Origin of the sequence: Collinsella sp. SGI.095 (genome assembly GCF_050314535.1) — a bacterium.
In the GTDB taxonomy this organism is placed as follows: Bacteria; Actinomycetota; Coriobacteriia; order Coriobacteriales; family Coriobacteriaceae; genus Collinsella.
In genome coordinates, this window is the sequence record NZ_JBNPNG010000001.1 from 66692 (window position 1) to 84386 (window position 17695).

The 17695-nt window shown below is 60.8% G+C and carries 14 protein-coding genes and 5 tRNA genes; 15 read left to right on the forward strand and 4 right to left on the reverse strand.

Annotated elements, in window-relative coordinates; translation table 11 throughout:
* Nucleotides 1–80: 80 nt before the first annotated feature.
* From glgD to glgB, 4 genes are all read right to left on the reverse strand, one after another.
* Complete coding sequence (gene glgD, locus ACQRCA_RS00280; protein WP_427717388.1) at nucleotides 81–1208, reverse strand: glucose-1-phosphate adenylyltransferase subunit GlgD; 1128 nt, start codon at nucleotides 1206–1208, stop codon at nucleotides 81–83.
* Nucleotides 1209–1212: 4 nt separating this feature from the next.
* Nucleotides 1213–2361 (reverse strand): glucose-1-phosphate adenylyltransferase, encoded by a 1149-nt coding sequence (locus ACQRCA_RS00285; RefSeq protein WP_427717391.1) that lies wholly within the window; start codon nucleotides 2359–2361, stop codon nucleotides 1213–1215.
* A 105-nt stretch (nucleotides 2362–2466) separates the two neighbouring features.
* Nucleotides 2467–4893, reverse strand: coding sequence for a glycogen/starch/alpha-glucan phosphorylase (locus tag ACQRCA_RS00290; protein WP_427717393.1), 2427 nt, complete (start codon nucleotides 4891–4893; stop codon nucleotides 2467–2469).
* 94 nt (nucleotides 4894–4987) lie between these two features.
* The gene (gene glgB / locus ACQRCA_RS00295) at nucleotides 4988–7267 is read right to left on the reverse strand and encodes a 1,4-alpha-glucan branching protein GlgB (RefSeq protein ID WP_427717395.1); all 2280 of its coding nucleotides are present in this window, start codon (nucleotides 7265–7267) and stop codon (nucleotides 4988–4990) included.
* 331 nt (nucleotides 7268–7598) lie between these two features.
* On the opposite strand from glgB, the gene ACQRCA_RS00300 reads away from it, so the two are divergent.
* The 15 genes from ACQRCA_RS00300 (at nucleotide 7599) to ACQRCA_RS00370 (ending at nucleotide 17695) form a co-directional block, all read left to right on the forward strand.
* Nucleotides 7599–8288, forward strand: coding sequence for an HAD family hydrolase (locus ACQRCA_RS00300; protein WP_427717398.1), 690 nt, complete (start codon nucleotides 7599–7601; stop codon nucleotides 8286–8288).
* Nucleotides 8289–8297: 9 nt separating this feature from the next.
* On the forward strand, nucleotides 8298–8966 hold the full coding sequence (locus ACQRCA_RS00305) for a thiamine diphosphokinase (RefSeq protein WP_427717400.1): 669 nt from the start codon (nucleotides 8298–8300) through the stop codon (nucleotides 8964–8966).
* A gap of 169 nt (nucleotides 8967–9135) precedes the next feature.
* Nucleotides 9136–9211, forward strand: a tRNA-Ala gene (locus ACQRCA_RS00310).
* A gap of 384 nt (nucleotides 9212–9595) precedes the next feature.
* Nucleotides 9596–9670, forward strand: a tRNA-Val gene (locus ACQRCA_RS00315).
* 130 nt (nucleotides 9671–9800) lie between these two features.
* Nucleotides 9801–9873 (forward strand) — tRNA-Ala (locus tag ACQRCA_RS00320).
* A 200-nt stretch (nucleotides 9874–10073) separates the two neighbouring features.
* Nucleotides 10074–10149, forward strand: a tRNA-Ile gene (locus ACQRCA_RS00325).
* Between the two features lie 317 nt (nucleotides 10150–10466).
* Nucleotides 10467–10539: transfer RNA gene (locus ACQRCA_RS00330), tRNA-Ala, on the forward strand.
* 75 nt (nucleotides 10540–10614) lie between these two features.
* The gene (locus tag ACQRCA_RS00335; RefSeq protein WP_427717402.1) at nucleotides 10615–12648 is read left to right on the forward strand and encodes an ABC-F family ATP-binding cassette domain-containing protein; all 2034 of its coding nucleotides are present in this window, start codon (nucleotides 10615–10617) and stop codon (nucleotides 12646–12648) included.
* Nucleotides 12635–12931: a hypothetical protein gene (locus tag ACQRCA_RS00340; protein ID WP_427717404.1), complete on the forward strand. Its 297-nt coding sequence runs from the start codon at nucleotides 12635–12637 to the stop codon at nucleotides 12929–12931. Before ACQRCA_RS00335 ends, ACQRCA_RS00340 begins: the two co-directional genes overlap by 14 nt.
* Before the next feature lie 9 nt (nucleotides 12932–12940).
* Complete coding sequence (locus tag ACQRCA_RS00345) at nucleotides 12941–13624, forward strand: site-2 protease family protein (RefSeq protein WP_427717406.1); 684 nt, start codon at nucleotides 12941–12943, stop codon at nucleotides 13622–13624.
* An 84-nt stretch (nucleotides 13625–13708) separates the two neighbouring features.
* Nucleotides 13709–14518: a segregation and condensation protein A gene (locus ACQRCA_RS00350; RefSeq protein ID WP_427717409.1), complete on the forward strand. Its 810-nt coding sequence runs from the start codon at nucleotides 13709–13711 to the stop codon at nucleotides 14516–14518.
* A gap of 11 nt (nucleotides 14519–14529) precedes the next feature.
* Complete coding sequence (gene scpB / locus ACQRCA_RS00355) at nucleotides 14530–15258, forward strand: SMC-Scp complex subunit ScpB (RefSeq protein WP_427717412.1); 729 nt, start codon at nucleotides 14530–14532, stop codon at nucleotides 15256–15258.
* The gene (locus ACQRCA_RS00360) at nucleotides 15245–16210 is read left to right on the forward strand and encodes a pseudouridine synthase (RefSeq protein ID WP_427717415.1); all 966 of its coding nucleotides are present in this window, start codon (nucleotides 15245–15247) and stop codon (nucleotides 16208–16210) included. Before scpB ends, ACQRCA_RS00360 begins: the two co-directional genes overlap by 14 nt.
* A gap of 66 nt (nucleotides 16211–16276) precedes the next feature.
* The gene (cmk, locus tag ACQRCA_RS00365; protein WP_427717418.1) at nucleotides 16277–16963 is read left to right on the forward strand and encodes a (d)CMP kinase; all 687 of its coding nucleotides are present in this window, start codon (nucleotides 16277–16279) and stop codon (nucleotides 16961–16963) included.
* A 3-nt stretch (nucleotides 16964–16966) separates the two neighbouring features.
* Nucleotides 16967–17695: a lysophospholipid acyltransferase family protein gene (locus ACQRCA_RS00370; RefSeq protein WP_427717420.1), complete on the forward strand. Its 729-nt coding sequence runs from the start codon at nucleotides 16967–16969 to the stop codon at nucleotides 17693–17695.

Genomic DNA, 17695 nt, shown 5'->3' on the forward strand with positions numbered 1-17695 from the left:
ATGTTGCAATTCTAGAATAGTCGCCTGGCGCTAACCGGGCGACTATTCTACAAGTTACGTGCGATTATGTGGTGCCAACGTTAACGAGCGATGGTGGTATCGGAAGTTAACGGAGCCTTGCCCAGCACCAGGATGTTCTCGGGCGTACCGCGAAGCTCGGTGTTGGTGGGAACCACGTTGTTCTTGTCCAGGATGGCGTTCTCAACACGGGCGCCGCTCTTGATGATGCAGCTCTGGTTGATGATCGAGTTGGTCACCGAGGCGCCTTCCTCGATCACAACGCCGCGTGACAGGATCGAGTTGCGCACGGTGCCCTTGATGATGCAGCCGGCCGAGATGATCGAGTTGCAGGCGTGGCTGCCGGTCGCGTAACGCGAAGGCGGCACGTCGTGGGCCTTGGTCAGGATCGGGCGCTCGGGGTCAAAGAGCTGATCGGCCACGGTCTGGTCGAGCAGGTCCATGCTGCGACGATACAGCGACTTCTCGCTAAACACGCCCACGACCTCGCCCTTGTACTCATAGCTGCACACGTCGATGTTGCCAAAGTCGCCCTGGAGTGCCTCGAGCAGGTCCAGATAGTCGGCGGCTTGGTAGTGGTCGATGATCTCGAGCAGCGTCTCGCGGTTGACGATGCAGCAGTCCATAGAGGCGTTGTCGCCGTACGCGACGCCGGCGCTCACGCCCGTCAGGCGGCCGTTCTCGTTGATATCGAGCTTGGTCTCGTCTTCGATGTTGTGCGTGGCCTTGCAGTACACCACGGTCATCTGGGCACCGGATTTCTCGTGCGCCTCGATAATGGTGTTGAGGTCCATGTTAAAGATGACGTTGGTGCCCATCATCACAACATAGGGCTTGTCCGAGCGCTGGAACAGCGTCTTGTTGGAGATGATGTCGCGGAGCAAGAAGCGCATGCCGCCCTTTGTGGTGCCATACGCGTTGCCGGGCACCATGAACAGGCCGCCGTTCTTGCGGTCCAGGCCCCAGTCCTTGCCCGAGCCCACGTGGTCGATCAGCGAGCGGTAGTTGCCCGGCATGACAACGCCGACGGTCTTAATGCCGGCATTCATCATGTTGGACAGCGGAAAGTCGATCAGGCGGTAGCGGCCCAAAAACGGAACGGACGCGATGGGGCGATCCTTGAGCAGCACGCTGCCGTAGGTCGAAGAGTAGTTAGCGGTGATATAGCCGATGGCCTTGCGATTGATCATCGGATCATTCCCCCTTCCCGACAACGACGTCATTTCCAACGACGGCCGTATCCTTGGTGGTATCGACAGAGCCGAGCTTCACGCCCTCTTCGACCGTGGAGTTCTCGCCCAAAATAGCGCGGCAAATGTGCGCGCCGCTCTTAACGTGCGCACCCGGCAGCAGCACGGAGTCCTCGACCACGGCGCGCTCCTCGATAATGACATCGGTCGAAAGGATCGAGTGGCGAGCGGTGCCGTAGATCTTGCAGCCATTGGAGACCAGGCAGTCGTCCAGGCGACCGTCCGGGCCAATGTAGTGCGGCGGACGCGTGGTGATGTTGGACATGATGGGGAAGCTCTTGTCAAACAGATCGAACTCGGGGTTGTTGCCCAGCAGGTCCATCGAGGTCTCGTGGAAGCTGGCGATGGTGCCAACATCCTTCCAAAAGCCGTGGAACTCGTAGCTGTACAGGCGCTTGTCCTCGCCGAGCAGCTTGGGGATGATGTCCTTGCCAAAGTCGTGGCTCGAGCGCTGGTCCAGAGCGTCCTCCTCGAGCGCCTTGATCAGCACGTCGGCCGAGAAGATGTAGATGCCCATGGACGCGAGGTTCGAATCGGGCTTCTCGGGCTTCTCCGTGAACTTGGTGATGCGGCCGTCCTCGGGATCGGTGGTCAGGATGCCAAAGCGGCTGGCCTCCTCCCACGGCACGGGCATAACGCTCACCGTGAGGTCGGCGTTGTTCTCAATGTGCGTCTTGAGCATCTTGCGGTAGTCCATGCGATACAGATGATCGCCCGAAAGAATCAGGACGTACTTGGGGTCGTTGGACTTGATGTAGTTGAGGTTCTGCGTGATGGCGTCGGCCGTGCCCGCATACCATGCGCCACCGGTTTGCGTTTCGTACGGCGGCAGGATCGACACGCCACCGTCGCGGCTGTCCAGATCCCACGCCTCGCCAGAGCCCACGTAGGCATGCAGCAGATAGGGACGATACTGCGTCAGAACGCCCACCGTGTCGATGCCCGAATTGGAGCAGTTAGACAGCGAAAAGTCGATAATGCGGAACTTGCCACCAAAGCTAACCGCCGGCTTAGCGATCTTTTGGGTGAGTGCCCCCAATCGACTGCCCTGTCCTCCTGCGAGGAGCATCGCGATGCATTCTTTCTTACTCATCGGTTTCTCCTTCTGTCATCGATGTTCCTAAACCCATTAGCGACGGGCGTGGCGCTCGGTCGCGCCCGTCGAGTAATGCCGTGCGGCAAAGGGAACTCGCGGCCTTTAAGCGTGCCAGATCTCGTCGCGGTACTCGCGAATGGTGCGGTCGCTCGAGAACCAGCCGCTCGAGGCGGTGTTGAGCAGCGCCTTGCGGTTCCAGGTCTCCTGGTCGCTATAGCTGCCCGTGAGCTTCTCCCATGCATCCACGTAGCTGCGGAAGTCTGCCATGACCAGGTCGGGGTCGTTGTTGTTCATAAGCTCGTTGTAGATGCTCTCAAAGTTGCCCGAAAGGCCGGCAAACGTGTTGTCCTTGAGCTCATCCATCACGCGGCCCAGACGTTCGCGATCATTGTTGAGCGTATCCCACGCAAAGTAGCTGTTCGATGCCCAGAGCTGCTCGACCTCGGGAGCGGTCAGGCCAAAGATCGCCTCGTTCTCGCGGCCGGCCAAATCGGCGATTTCGATGTTGGCACCGTCGAGGGTGCCCAGCGTAATGGCGCCGTTCATCATGAGCTTCATGTTGGACGTGCCCGAGGCCTCCTTGCCAGCTGTGGAAATCTGCTCCGAAATCTCGGCGGCAGGGTAGATGAGCTGTGCGTTGCTCACGCGGAAGTTGGGGATAAAGCAGACCTTCATGACCTCGTTGACGCGCGGGTCGTTGTTGATGACCTCGGCCACCGAGTTGATCAGGCGGATGGTCTCCTTGGCAAAGGTGTAGCTCGAGGCAGCCTTGCCGCTAAAGATAAAGGTCGTCGGTGTCACGTGGAAGTTGGGATTGGCGATGCGACGGTTGTAGATGTCCATCACCTTCATGATGTTCATGAGCTGGCGCTTGTAGGCATGGAAACGCTTTACCTGAACATCGAAGACGGTGTTGGGGTCTATAACCAGACCGGTCTCTGCCTTAACGTAGGCGGCAAGGCGCTCCTTGTTGGTGCGCTTGGAGGCACCCACGGCCTTCAGGAACTCGGTGTCGTTCTGAAAACCTTTAAGTTTCTCCAGCTCAAAGGCGTCCTTCAGCCAGCCGTCGCCAATGGCCTCGGTCACGAGCTTGGCGTAGGTGGGGTTGGCCTCGGCAAAGAAGCGACGGTGCGAGATGCCGTTGGTCTTGTTGTTGAACTTCTCGGGCGTTAAGGCATAGAAGTCCTTGAGCACATTGTTCTTGATGATATCGGAGTGAATCTTGGCCACGCCGTTGACGCTGTGGCTGCAGATCACGGACAGGTTGGCCATGCGAACCTCGCCGTCCCATAGGATGGCGGTCTGGCGCAGGCGCTCCTGCCAGCCTTCCTGCGTAGTATCGAACGACTCATGCCAACGACGGCTGATTTCGTCGATGATCTGGTACACACGGGGGAGGAGCTTGGAGAACGTACCGATGGGCCATTTCTCCAGGGCCTCGGGCAGGATGGTGTGGTTGGTGTAGCTTACGACCTGCGTCACGATGTTCCAGGCGTCATCCCACTCGAGCTTCTTCTCGTCGATGAGGATGCGCATAAGCTCGGGGCCGCACATGGCGGGGTGCGTATCGTTGGTGTGGATGGCCACAAACTGCGGCAGCAGCTCCCAGTTCGCGCCGTGCTCCTTCTCAAAGGTGTCGAGCAGGCTATAGATACCGGCCGAGACAAACAGGTATTCCTGCTTCAGACGAAGCAGACGGCCGTGCTCGCCGGCGTCGTTGGGGTAGAGGATGGCGCTGATGGCCTCGGCCTCGGCGCGCTCGGCGTCGGCCAGGGCGTAGTCGCCGCGGTTGAAGGCCTCCAGATCGAAGTGCTCCTCGACCGGCTCAGCGGCCCAGACGCGCAGCTTGTTGACGGTCTCGCCGGCATAGCCCACCACGGGGATGTCGTAAGGGACGGCCAGGATGTCCTGCGTGTCCACGGTTCGATAGAACGTGCGACCGTTCTCCTCAAAGCCCTCGACGCGGCCACCAAACTTAATGGTCACGGCCTTGTCCTGACGACGGACCTCCCAGGGATAGCCGTTGGTGAGCCACTCGTCGGTGGTTTCGACCTGGCTGCCGTTGACGATCTCCTGTTTAAACAGGCCGTAGCGGTAGCGCATGCCGTTGCCGTAGCCGGCAATGCCCTCGGCTGCCATGGAATCCAGGAAGCATGCGGCCAGACGACCCAGGCCACCGTTGCCCAGCGCCGGATCGGGCTCCTGGCTCTCGATGACGGACAGGTCAAGGCCCATATCGTCGAGTGCCTCGGCGACCATGTCGCGCACGCCAAAGTTGAGCAGGTAGTTGTCGAGCAGGCGGCCGATCAAAAACTCGATCGAGAAGTAGTACACGCGCTTCTTGCCCTCGGCGGTGGCGCGGGCGTCGCTCTTGGTGGCAACGGTGCGCGCCTTCTCGGCCACGAGCTTGGCCAAGGCGTTAAAGCGATCCAGGTCGCTGGCGGCCTCGACGCTCTTGCCGCTAATGCTCATGACGGCATCGCGATAGAGCTCGGTAAACTCCTGCTTGTTGTCGAAGATCTTATTCATACGTTCCTTTCCCCCGGGGATGTTTCTCCCGGAACGGTTGTGACTTGTATCCTACGCCCCGCTGGGGCGGGTAATTACAGCTGTAATGGCTTTGTTACGCATCCTTAGGTGATGACTTAACAGAAGCAGACTTGGCTTTGGTAGCGGCCTTTTTGGCAGCCGGCTTCTTGGTCGCGGTAGCCTTGGCAGCGGGCTTTGCGGCGGCCTTAGCCTTGGCCTTGGTCGTCGCAGCCTTCGCCTTGGCCGGAGCCTTCTTGGCGGCCGCTGGCTTGGGCTTTACCGAGGACGCACGCTTGCGGGTCGCCTTCTTGGGCTCCTCGACCACGGGCGGCTTATAGCTGCTGGGGCCGCGACGCTTAAGCACCACGCCTGCCAGGCTGGGCACCTTAATCTCGATGGAGTCCATCTGCCCGTTCCAGGGATAGGGCTCGCTCGAGCAGGTGTAGGGCTCCTCGCCAGCATAGCCGCTGCCGCCAAACTCGGGACGGTCGGAGTCAAAGATGACCTCCCAGTCGCCCTCACGCGGCACGCCCACACGGAAGCTCTCGTAGGCCGCCGGGTCAAAGTTGATCAGGATCACGAGGTCGTCATCGACGTTTTCGCCCTGACGCACAAAGCTCACGATGGACTGCTTGGAGTTGTCCGCGTCGATCCAGGTAAAGCCGTCGTCATTGTAGCCGCGCTCGTACAGGGCAGGCTCGGCGGTATACAGGTGGTTGAGCGCCTTAATGAACGCCTGATGGTGTGCATGGGTCTCATACTGCTCGGTCAAGAACCACTGAATAGATTCGTAGTAGCGCCACTCGATAAACTGGCCGATCTCGTTGCCCATAAAGTTGAGCTTGGCACCGGGGTGCGTCATCTGGTAGAAGGCGAGCGTGCGCAGGCCGGCAAACTGGCGCCACCAGTCACCCGGCATGCGGCCGATGAGCGAGCACTTGCCGTGCACGACCTCGTCATGGCTCAGCGGGCAGATAAAGTTCTCGGTAAAGGCGTACATGATGGAGAACGTGAGCAAGCCATGGTTGCCGGGGCGCCACGGAAAATCGGTCTGCATGTAGTGCAGGGTGTCGTTCATCCAGCCCATGTCCCACTTGTAGTGGAAGCCCAGGCCGCCGTCCTGCGGCGGATAGGTCACAAGCGGCCACGCGGTGGACTCCTCGGCCATCATCATCACGTCGGGGTAGTGCGCCTCAACAGCGCAGTTGACCTGACGGATAAACGCGCTGGCGTCCAGGTCCTCCTCGGTACCGTACTTGTTGAACTTCTTTTGGCCAGGATCGTCAATGCCAAAGTTGAGGTACAGCATGCTGGACACGCCGTCCATGCGAATGCCGTCCACATGGAAGTTCTCGATCCAGTACAGCACGTTGGAGACCAAGAAGGAGCGGACCTCGCCGCGGGCAAAGTCAAACTTGTGCGTGCCCCAGTTGGGGTGAATCTCGTGCTCAAACAGCATGTGGCCGTTAAAGGTGGCAAGGCCGTGGGAGTCGGCGCAAAAACCGCCGGGCACCCAGTCCATAATCACGCCGATGCCCGCCTCGTGGCACGCATCGATAAAGTGCATGAGCTGCTGCGGGTTGCCGTAGCGTGACGTGGCGGCAAAGTAGCCGGTCGTCTGGTAGCCCCAGGAGCCATCGAAGGGGTGCTCCATAAGCGGCATGACCTCGATATGCGTGTAGCCCATATCGCGCACGTAGTCCACGAGCTCCACCGACAGGTCGTCGTAGGTGTAAAACTCGCCGCGCTGCGCAGGGAAGGGGTCCATGGGACCGGGGTAGTTGCCGTACTCGTCCGGCTCGCCCTGTGGCTCGTCTCCGTGGCGCTTCCACGAGCCAATATGCACCTCGTAGATGTTGAGCGGCTGCGACATATGGTTGTGCCCGGCGCGGCGTTTGAGCCACGCGGCGTCGTTCCACTGGTAGCCATCGAGGGTCCACAGCACGCTCGCCGTTCCCGGAGGGCACTCGGCCTTAAAGGCGTACGGATCGGCCTTGTAGAGCTTTTCGCCCTCGTTGGTCTCGATGAGGTATTTATAGAGCTGGCCCTGCTCGGCGCCAGGAATAAAGCCTTCCCAGATAGCGCTCGTGTGTACGGGCACCAGCGGGTTGGCTTGTTCGTCCCAATTGTTAAATTCACCGATAACGTGGACGCTCTTAACGTCGGGCGCCCAAACGCAAAAACGCCAGCCGCGCGTGCGCTGCTGCGTGTCGGGATGCGCGCCCATCTTTTCCCAGCTGCGCTCCCACATTCCAATGCCAAACAGATAGACATCGTCCTTGGTGAGCTCCGGTGCGTGCGGGGCGACTTTACGGGTAGCGGGCTTTTTGGTTGCTGGCTTTAGCTTTGTATCGCTCACGTTTGATCCCATCATGACGCGGCAGCGTGTTGCCTTGGTGACTAGATGCGAAAGGTCCAAGGCTGCGCGAATCGAAGGGACGGCGATAGCTCTATGAGTCGTCCCACCTCGCGTGCACGGTGGAACTTTCGGCAAAAACCACAATAACACCTGTCCGTTAGTTTTATGGACGAAAGTGGATTTACGGTGGCGTTTAATCGGTGAGCGCCATGTTTATGCCACTGACAGAATTGCGATGGTAAAACTCTTGACAGTTTTACCAATTAGGGTTTCAAGATTTTTAGATTTACGTTTGGTAAAACGTTTTTAGCAGGTTGTTTACCATTTGACATTGAAAGGTTTGCGAATGAACCACACAGCCGCCTCTAATGTTGCTTTTATTTTTGATTGCGACGGCACACTGGTAAATAGCACTCCCGTTTGGGCCTATGCCCAGCCCGCATTATTGCGGCGTCACGGCATTGATGTAACGATTGACGATTTTGCCCAGTTTGAGCATTTGTCGCTCGAGGACGAGTGCCAGGCCTACCACGACACGTGGGGCATTGGCGAAAATGGCGAGGAGCTGTATCGCGAGCTGAGCGACATCCTGATCGATGGCTACTCCAAGGTGCCGCCGCGCGAGGGGCTCCTGGCATTTTTGGAGCAGGCGAAGTCGGCCGGCATTGCTATGTGCGTGGCCACGTCCACGCCGGCCGAGCTGGTGCGGTCCGCACTCGTGGGTGCGGGGCTCGACGCCTATATGGAGTTTATTACCACGACGGGCGAGGCGGGCCGCTCCAAGCAGTTCCCCGATGTGTACGAGCTGGCGCTGCGTCGCCTGGAAGAGCGCCACGGGCACCAGTTTGAGCACGCGTGGGTGTTTGAGGACGCCGTCTTTGGCCTTAAGAGCTCTGGCACTGCAGGCTTTAAGCGCGTGGGCATTTATGACCCGCACGGCCGTATGGAGCGCGACGAGGTTCGCGATAACTGCGATATCTTTATCGATAGCTATGAGGACCTGGACCTGGCCCGCGTGCTTGCGTTTGAGGGATAGGCGAGGGCCGTGGCTTGCAAAGTATTAGTTGTTTGCGGCTCACCGGTGGTGGCGAGCGCGGATCTGTTGCGTCGACTAGCGGGGGAGTGCGACCACGTTGTCGCCGTGGACCGCGGGCTCGACGCGCTGCTGGGCGCTGGCCTGGGTTGCGACGTGTATGTAGGAGATGCCGACACGGTGAGCGACACCGGTCGCGCGTTGGTCGATGCCGCCGAGGCCTTTGAGGTTGAGCGCCACGACCCCTACAAGGACTATACCGATCTAGCGTTGGCACTCGATTCGGTCCGCCGTCGCTGGCCGGGTGCCGAGGTGGTTGCGACCTGCGCCACCGGCGGCCGTCCCGACATGGCCCTGTCTGTGTTAGGGCTACTGGCAGGCTATGCGGACGCCCCCATTTGGATTGCCGAGGACAAGGTGGTCGCCCGCATCCTTCACGCAGGCGAGTCGTGGATCATCGAGGGTGCCGAGGGCAAGACGTTCTCCATCATCGCCATAGCCCCTGGGACAGTAGTAAGCGAACACGGCCTAGAGTGGGAGCTAGACCACAGCCCTCTAGGCCTGTTAGCTGACACGGGCATCTCTAATGTCGTAAGGAAAACGGCCAAGATTCAAGTCCACCAAGGCATCGTAATCGGTTTTTTATACCGTGAGGGTTTTATCGGGATGGTGGGCGAGTAGGCAATCGCCGCGTGAGGGTTTTATCGGGACGGTGGGTTAATTGACTGATTTTGCCAAAGTCAAAATCAGTCAATTCAGCCCCGTCCCAGGAAAACCCGTAAGTAAGAAGATCAAGCCAAAAAACTTCTTGCACAACCAAGGATCTTACCCTATAGTATCTCCTCGTCACGGGGGCGTAGCTCAGCTGGGAGAGCGCTTGACTGGCAGTCAAGAGGTCAGGGGTTCGATCCCCCTCGTCTCCACCATCGTGAATGTAAAGCCTTCGGAAAACCGGAGGCTTTTTTTCTTATAAAGAGGCTCAATTGGTTGACTGTGTTCGCGGCGGGCGTTTCGGCGCGAGTCTATAAAAAGGTTTAATCATTTCAATAAATGGTGGTGTGGTCCAGCGGGATTTACGAGTACGAGCATCCCAAGATCTTCGACACCTATTACGAGAAGGTCTTGCCGTATGAAAATTGGTTTAGCTGCTGGTTTTGACGACGAGTGTAGGAACAGGTCGTTGTGCTGCAAGTATGCCGTAAACACGGATTGCTCCGGAGCGGTTTGACATACGATTTTACAATCGAAGCCAAAAAGTTCTTGGTAATCCTCGCGTTGCTATGTTAGTATCTCTTTTGCCGAAAGGCGACGGGCGATTGGCTCAGGGGTAGAGCATATCCTTCACACGGATGGGGTCACAAGTTCGAATCTTGTATCGCCCACCATCAAAAGCACAGGTCAGAGGTGATAAGCCTCTGGCCTTTTTCTTTTTGACACAGAGAGTGTGATCAAAAAAGTTTCTTCAAAATTGTTCTTGCACCCTTGGAGGAGTTCCCGTATAGTACTTTTTCGCACGGGGGCGTAGCTCAGCTGGGAGAGCGCTTGACTGGCAGTCAAGAGGTCAGGGGTTCGATCCCCCTCGTCTCCACCCGAGCATTGAATGAGGCTCCAACGCAAGTTGGGGCCTTTTTTCATATAGGCACACAAGGTCAAAGGCAGGACCATGATCCTTCCGATCGAAAAGATCGTGCGTTGAATGACCATTGCGCGCATGGTAGTATTTCACGTCGTGGTGCAACGACACGCTAAATGGAACTTCTCCATTGCCTTTGCAACCACTAATATAAAGGGCTCTTGGCGCAACGGTTAGCGCAGGGGACTCATAATCCCTGGGTTCTGGGTTCGAATCCCGGAGGGCCCACCAGATTTTTCAACAGGTCAGGCAATCTGTCTGGCCTGTTTCTTTTTCATGGCAACATTTTCTTGCAAGTAGCTTGTTTGCCCACTTCCAAACGCCTTGGGTCGCGTTCATGGCGGGAGGTCCCCGGGGGCGACCGGGCTGGAGCCGGAAAGGCGGGCTGCGGCAGCACCGCACGCCTTAGGGCGCGCCCCGCGGGCATGGCCAGGCATCGCGGACTCTCGATCCTGTGCGGGTCCGCGCCCCCGCGCCGCGACGGCGAAAGTTTTTCTAAAATTGTCCTTGCATCTCCGTCCGAGTTCCCGTATAGTACTTCTTCGCACGGGGGCGTAGCTCAGCTGGGAGAGCGCTTGACTGGCAGTCAAGAGGTCAGGGGTTCGATCCCCCTCGTCTCCACCCGAGCATTGAATGAGGCTCCAACGCAAGTTGGGGCCTTTTTTCATATAGGCACACAAGGTCAAAGGCGGCACCATGATCCTCCTGGTCGACAAGATCGAAAAAAGCTTCGGCGCGCGCGTCCTCTTTAGCGGCGCGTCCTTTCAGATCAACCCCGGCGAGCGCTTTGCGCTCGTGGGACCCAACGGCGCCGGCAAAACCACCATGCTCAAAATCATCATGGGTATCGACAGCCCCGACGCCGGCCAGGTCCAGTACTCCAAGGACTGTCAGGTGGGCTACCTCGAGCAGGAAACCAACCTGGAGCACAAGGATACGACCATCCTCGCCGAGGTCATGGCCGCCGCCAAGGAAATCCGCCGCATGGGTGAGCGCGCCAACGAGCTGCAGGCCCAGATCACCGAGCTCTCTGAGCAGGGCAAGGACGTCGACGCGCTCCTTAACGAGTACGGCCAGGTCCAGGACCGCTTTGAGCACTTGGGCGGCTACGAGCTCGAAAGCAATGCCCGCAAGATCCTGTCCGGTCTGGGCTTTAAGGTCACCGACTTTGAGCGCCCGTGTTCCGAGTTCTCGGGCGGCTGGCAGATGCGCATCGCGCTGGCCAAGCTCTTCCTGCGCCATCCTGATCTGCTGCTTCTGGACGAGCCCACCAACCACCTGGACCTCGAAAGCGTCCAGTGGTTGTGCGGCTTTATCGCCAACTACGACGGCGCCGTGCTCATCGTCAGCCACGACCGCGCCTTTATGGACGCCTGCGTCGACCACGTCGCCGCGCTCGAGAACCGCCGCGTGACTACCTACACCGGCAATTACAGCAGCTACCTCAAGCAGCGCGAGGACAACCTGGAGCAGATGCGCGCCAAGCGTGCCGCCCAGGAGCGCGACATCGCCCACATGCAGGTTTTCGTCGACAAGTTCCGCTACAAGCCCACCAAAGCCGCCCAGGCGCAGGAGCGCATCCGCAAGATCGAGCAGATCAAAAAGGAGCTCGTCATCCTGCCCGAAGGCCACAAGCACATCGACTTTAAGTTCCCCGACCCGCCGCGCTCGGGCGACATGGTCGTGGGCCTGGAGGGCGTGTCCAAGTCCTACGGCAACAAGCACATCTATAGCGATATCGACCTCAAACTCTACCGCGGCGAGCATGTGGCGCTCGTCGGCCCCAACGGCGCCGGCAAGTCCACGCTCATGAAGATCATCGCCGGCCTGGAGCCGCCCACTACCGGCACGCGCGAACTGGGTACCAACGTGGGCGTGGCCTATTACGCCCAGCACGCGCTCGAGGGCATGACCGAGTCCAACACCGTCCTGCAAGAAATCGACACCGTCACGCCCAAGTGGACCGTGCCACAGCAGCGCAGCCTGCTGGGCGCCTTCCTGTTTAGTGACAACGATTCTATCGAAAAGCAGGTCCGCGTTCTTTCCGGCGGCGAAAAGGCGCGTCTGGCCCTGGCTAAGATGCTCGTGGCCCCCGAGGCACTTCTGTGCCTGGACGAGCCCACTAACCACCTGGACATCGACTCGGTGGACATGCTCGAGAACGCCCTACAAAACTTCCCCGGCACCATTGTACTGATCAGTCACGACGAGCACCTGGTGCGAGCCGTGGCCAACCGCGTCATCGACATCCGCGATGGCAAGGTCACGGTCTATGACGGCGACTACGACTACTACCACTACAAGCGCGAGGACCTCGCGGCCCGCGCCGCCGCCGAGGCGGCAGGGGAGAGCACGCCTTCCGCGGCCAAGCCCACCAAAGCCAGCGCCGCCCAGGCCGATACCCCCGCCGCCGCCCCCAAGCCAGCCGAGGGCAAAAAGACCAAGGAGCAAAAGCGCGCCGAGGCCCAGGCCCGCGCTGCGCTCAACAAAAAGCTCAAGGGCGTGCGCAACCAGCTCAAGAAGATCGAGGCCGAGCTCGACAAAAAGCGCGCCCGCTATGACGAGCTTATGGAATTGATGGCGAGCGAAGAGCTTTATGCCGATCAGGATAAGTTCAACGCCGCGCTGGGGGAATATAACGGCCTTAAGCAAGAGCTGCCCAAGCTCGAGGACGAATGGCTGGAGCTTTCCACCCAAATCGAAGAGGAGACCGCGCGTGAACTCTCGTAAGGCCGCTGCCGTGGCGATGAGCATCATAGCCATCGCGTGCCGCATCTGCGGCATTTTTATGAGCGCGATGACCGTGCTGCTGTGCTTTAGCGGCCTCTCCGCCAAGCTGCAGATTGTGGGCTTTGTCGTTGAGCTTTCTCGCGCGCTGCCGAGCGCCATCGCCGGATACGGCGTCATCACATCGCCCTTCGGCGGTGTGTTCCGCCTGGATTACGCCATCGTGGCCGTCATCCTGTTTGTGGCCGACTACCTGCTCACGCGCGCCTCGCGCCGCGTCCGCTAGGGGAGCGCCATGTCCAGTAGCTACCTCATGAACCTGCTCGCGAGCGCCGTCGCCGTCATCGTGGGCATCGTTATCCACGAGAGCGCGCACGCCGCCGCGGCCTGGGCGCTCGGCGACAAGACGGCCCGTTCGCGCGGCCGCGTCTCGCTCAACCCGCTCAACCATATTGACCCGTTTGGCACCATCATCCTACCGCTGCTCATGCTCGCCGCCGGCGGCCCGGTGTTCGCCTTCGCCAAGCCCGTGCCCGTGTACCTCAACAACCTTAAGCATCCCAAGCGCGACGAGGTCTTGGTGAGCGTGGCCGGCCCCGTATCGAACATCGCACTGGCGTGCCTTGCGGCCGCCATCATGCACACAGCATATGGCAACCTCTACACCAGCATGTCCTTTGCCGTGGCGTCCCAAATCATGAACTTTGGCGCCACCTTTATCGTGGTCAACCTGTCGCTTGCGTTCTTTAACCTTATTCCGATTCCGCCGCTCGACGGCTCGTCGATCATCGTGCCGTTTCTCAAAGGCAAGGCACTCGCCAACTACTACCAACTGCAGCAATACGCCATGCCGATCCTTATCATCGTGCTGTATCTGCTGCCCATGTGGACCGGCATCGACTTGATCGGACGATATTTCGACGTTACCGTGTATCCGCTCGCTGGGCAGCTGCTTAACTTCGCAATCGCCGGCATCTAAGGTAAACTTACAGGTCGACCGTGCAAAACGGTCGCAACATGCACCCAAACCGCGCCGCGAAGGCGCCGTCAAAGGAGGTCGAAGATGTCGTATCGCGTGTCGACGCAGGTCTACAGCGGACCGTTCGACCTGCTGCTGCAGCTGGTAACCCGCCAAAAAGTTGATATCGGCGCCATCTCTATCAGCGAGGTGGCCGAGCAGTACCTGGCCGAGGTCGAGCGTATTGAGGCGCTGGACCTGGACGTGGCGAGTGACTTTCTGCTGGTCGCGGCAACCCTTTTGGACATCAAGGCCGCCTCGCTGGTGCCGCAGGAGGCCCCCAGCAAATCCGTCGACGATGACGAGATTGACGAAGACCTCGAGGAGCTCAGCGCGCTCGACGGCGACGCCCTGCGCGAGGTCCTGATCCAGCGCCTGATCGCCTACAAGCAGTTTAAGGGCGCGGCGGCGGCTCTTGGCGCGCGCATGCAGGCCGAAAGCCGCATGCATCCGCGTGTGGCCGGCCCCGACCCCGAGTTTTTGGGCCTTATGCCCGACTACCTGGCCGGTATTACCCTGCGCGGCCTCGCCGTCATCTGCGCCGACCTGGACGGCAAGCGCCAGACCTTCCTGCTGGAGGCCGAGCACGTGGCGCCGCATCGCGTGCCGCTCGACCTGACGGTGGCCTCGGTCGACCGCTTTACCATGGCGCACCAAACCTGCACCTTCCGCGAGCTGTTAGACGGCGACGCCACCACCGAGCAGCTCGTCGTCACCTTCCTGGCCATGCTCGAACTCGCCAAGCGCGGCTCGCTCACCCTGAGCCAGGACGAGATCTTTGGAACCATTCGTATCAACCGCGTCGAGGGCGCCGAGGCCTACGTGCCCGGCGAGGGCCCCGAGCTCACCGAATAGGAGCGGCTACCATGTCAACCCTTTCTACGCTAGAGGCAAACAGCCTCAAGGGCGCCCTCGAGGCGCTCCTGCTGGTTTCGAGCGATCCGGTGAGCGCGCCCGCGCTGGCAGATGCGCTGGATATCGCCCCAGGCGAGTGTGCGTCGCTTTTGGCCGAGCTCAAAGTTGAGTACGAGGAGGCCAACCGCGGCTTTCAGCTGCGCGAGGTTGCCGGCGGCTGGCGCCTGTTTACGCATCCCGCCTACCATGACGTGGTCGAGGCCTATGTGCTGAGCTGGGATACGCAAAAACTGTCGCAGGCGGCACTCGAGACCCTGGCCGTCATCGCCTACCACCAGCCCGTTACGCGCGAGGTGGTCAAGGGCATCCGCGGCGTCAACTCCGACGGCGTCATCGCGTCGCTCGTTGACAAGGGTCTGGTGCGCGAGCTCGGTCGCGACCCCCAGCGCGGTCAAGCCATCATTTACGGCACGACCAACGCCTTTTTGGAGAAGTTTGGTCTGCGCTCCACCCGCGACCTGCCCGATCTGGAGCAGTTTGCCCCCGACGAGCAGTCGCGCCAGTTTATCCGCGAGCGCCTGAGCGGCCGCAGCATTCAGTCTACGCTCGAGGAGCAGGTCGAGGACCTGGACGAAGAGCGCGAGCTGCTGGATACCGATGTTGAGGATGTCGAGGCAGTCGGTGGCGAGGGAACACTTGCCGCTGACGACGCTGCGGAGGATACGCATGACGAGGACTAACGAAACAGGGGAGACGCGTACCGCTGGTGCCACGGGCGCGCCCGCGATCGACCCCCAGCCCGTCTACCCGCACACCATGCGCCTGCAGCGCTTTTTGGCGCGCGCGGGTGTTGCGAGTCGCCGCGGCTCGGAGGACCTGATGACCGCCGGCCGCGTGACTGTCAACGGCCAGGTCGCGACCGAACTGGGCACCAAGGTCGATGTGGACCGCGACCATATCGAGGTTGACGGCATGCCCGTCAAGCTCAACCAGGGCGCCGTGTACCTGATGCTCTACAAGCCGACCGGCTATCTCACCACCATGAGCGATCCGCAGGAGCGCCCCTGCGTGGCCGACCTGGTCCCGCGCGACCGCTTTCCGGGGCTCTTCCCGGTGGGCCGTCTGGACCGCGACACCACGGGCCTTTTGCTCTTTACCACCGACGGCGACCTGTCGCAGGACCTGCTGCACCCCAGCAAGCACGTCTACAAGACCTACCAGGCGCTCGTGGACGGACACCTGACCGATCGCGACTTGGAACCGCTGCGCCGCGGCATCGAGCTCGACGACGGCCTGTGCCAGCCGGCAATCTGCCGCGTTATTACCGCGCGCGAGGCCGAGGCGGTGGCTCCGCAGGGTGTGAAGCCTGGCACAACCGCCGTGGAGGTCATTATCCGCGAGGGGCGCAAGAACCAGGTCAAGCGCATGCTGAGCAAGATCCACCACCCGGTGATCCGCCTGCACCGCTGCAACTTTGCCGGCCTTGAGCTCAAGGACGTGGCCAAGGGCTCGTGGCGCGAGCTCACCGACCGCGAGGTACAGATCCTCAAGGCCGGCGGCATCCCGCCCAAGCAGGCCGGCGCCAAGCGCGGCGCTGCGCCGGCGACCAACACCGCGAGCCGCACGCGCCACCACGGCAGCCACGGCTCCGCGCCCAAGCGCAACACCTACCGCGAGCGCTACACGGGCTAGCCAGTCCGCCAGCAAGCAGCGCCCGCGTCCCATACCAGCACGTCAACCACCGAAAGGAAGCATTGCATGATCGTCGCCATCGACGGCCCCGCCGGTTCCGGCAAGTCCACCATCGCCAAGGAGATCGCCCGCCAGCTGGGCTTTAACAAGCTCGACACGGGCGCCATGTATCGCGCCGTTACCTTCGCCGCGCTCGACCGCGGCATCGATCTGGACGACGAGGCTGCCATCGACGCCCTCGCCGAGCAAATCGAGATCCGCTTTACCAACGGCACCGGCGAGGACACACGCCTGACCATCGACGGCGCGGACGCCTCGGCTGCCATTCGCACCCCGCAGGTGGACGCCAACGTCTCCAAGGTCTCGGCCTACCCGGGCGTACGCGCCGCCATGCTCATCCATCAGCGCCGCGCCGCCGAGGACCGCGACATCGTGGCCGAGGGCCGCGACATCGGCACCGTCGTGTTCCCCAACGCGCAGATCAAGGTGTTCCTGACCGCCGACCCGCGCGAGCGCGCCCGTCGCCGCGTGCTGCAGCGCCACCAAAACGACGCCCAGCCGCCCACCGAAGAGCAGCTCGAGGCCGAGGTCGACGAGACGCTCGACGCCCTCAAGCAACGCGACAAGCTCGACAGCAGCCGCGAGGTCGCGCCGCTCGTGCCCGCCGAGGACGCCGTGCACGTCGACTCCACCGCACATACCATCGACGAGGTCGTCTCGATAATCGAGGACCTCATCAACCAAAGGAGGTAGCTCATGCGCCTGTTTAAGCAGACGCCCGAGGATTACTACAACGCGCCTTATGCCGAGTTCCCCGTGCTCATCCGCGGCACCGTCTTCGTGGTCATGGGCATCCTGTGGGGCTTCTCCAAGCTCATGTGGCGCTGGAAGGTAGAGGACAGCGACCTGCTGTTTGAGCGCCAGGAAGGCCGCGGCAGCGTGGTCATCTGCAACCACACCTCGATGGCCGAACTCCTGGCTGTAGAGACGGCGCTATTCTTTGGCGGCCGCCGCATTCGCCCCATTTTTAAGTCCGAGTTTGCCAAGAGCAAGATCGTGCGCTGGGCCTTTAGCCGCGTGGGCGGCATTCCCGTCGAGCGCGGCACCGCCGACATGAAGTGCCTGCGTGCCGCCCAGCATGCGCTGCAGCGCGGCGAGGACGTCCTGATCTTCCCCGAGGGCACACGCATCCGCTCGCGCGAGATCAAGCCCGAGGTCCACGGTGGCTTTGCGCTCATTGCCCAGATGGGCAAGGCACCCGTCAACCCGCTCGCCATCTGTGGCTGGTCCGATATCACGCCTGCGGGCAAAAAGCTTATGCGCCCCAAAAAGTGCTGGATCCGTGCAGGCAAGGCCATCTCGCTATCCGATGCACCGGCCGAGCTCAAGCGCAAGGAACGCCTGGCATGGTTTGAGTCCGAGGCCATGAGCCGCGTCTACGCCATGCGCGACGACCTGTGTGCCGAGCACCCCGGCAGGTTCTAG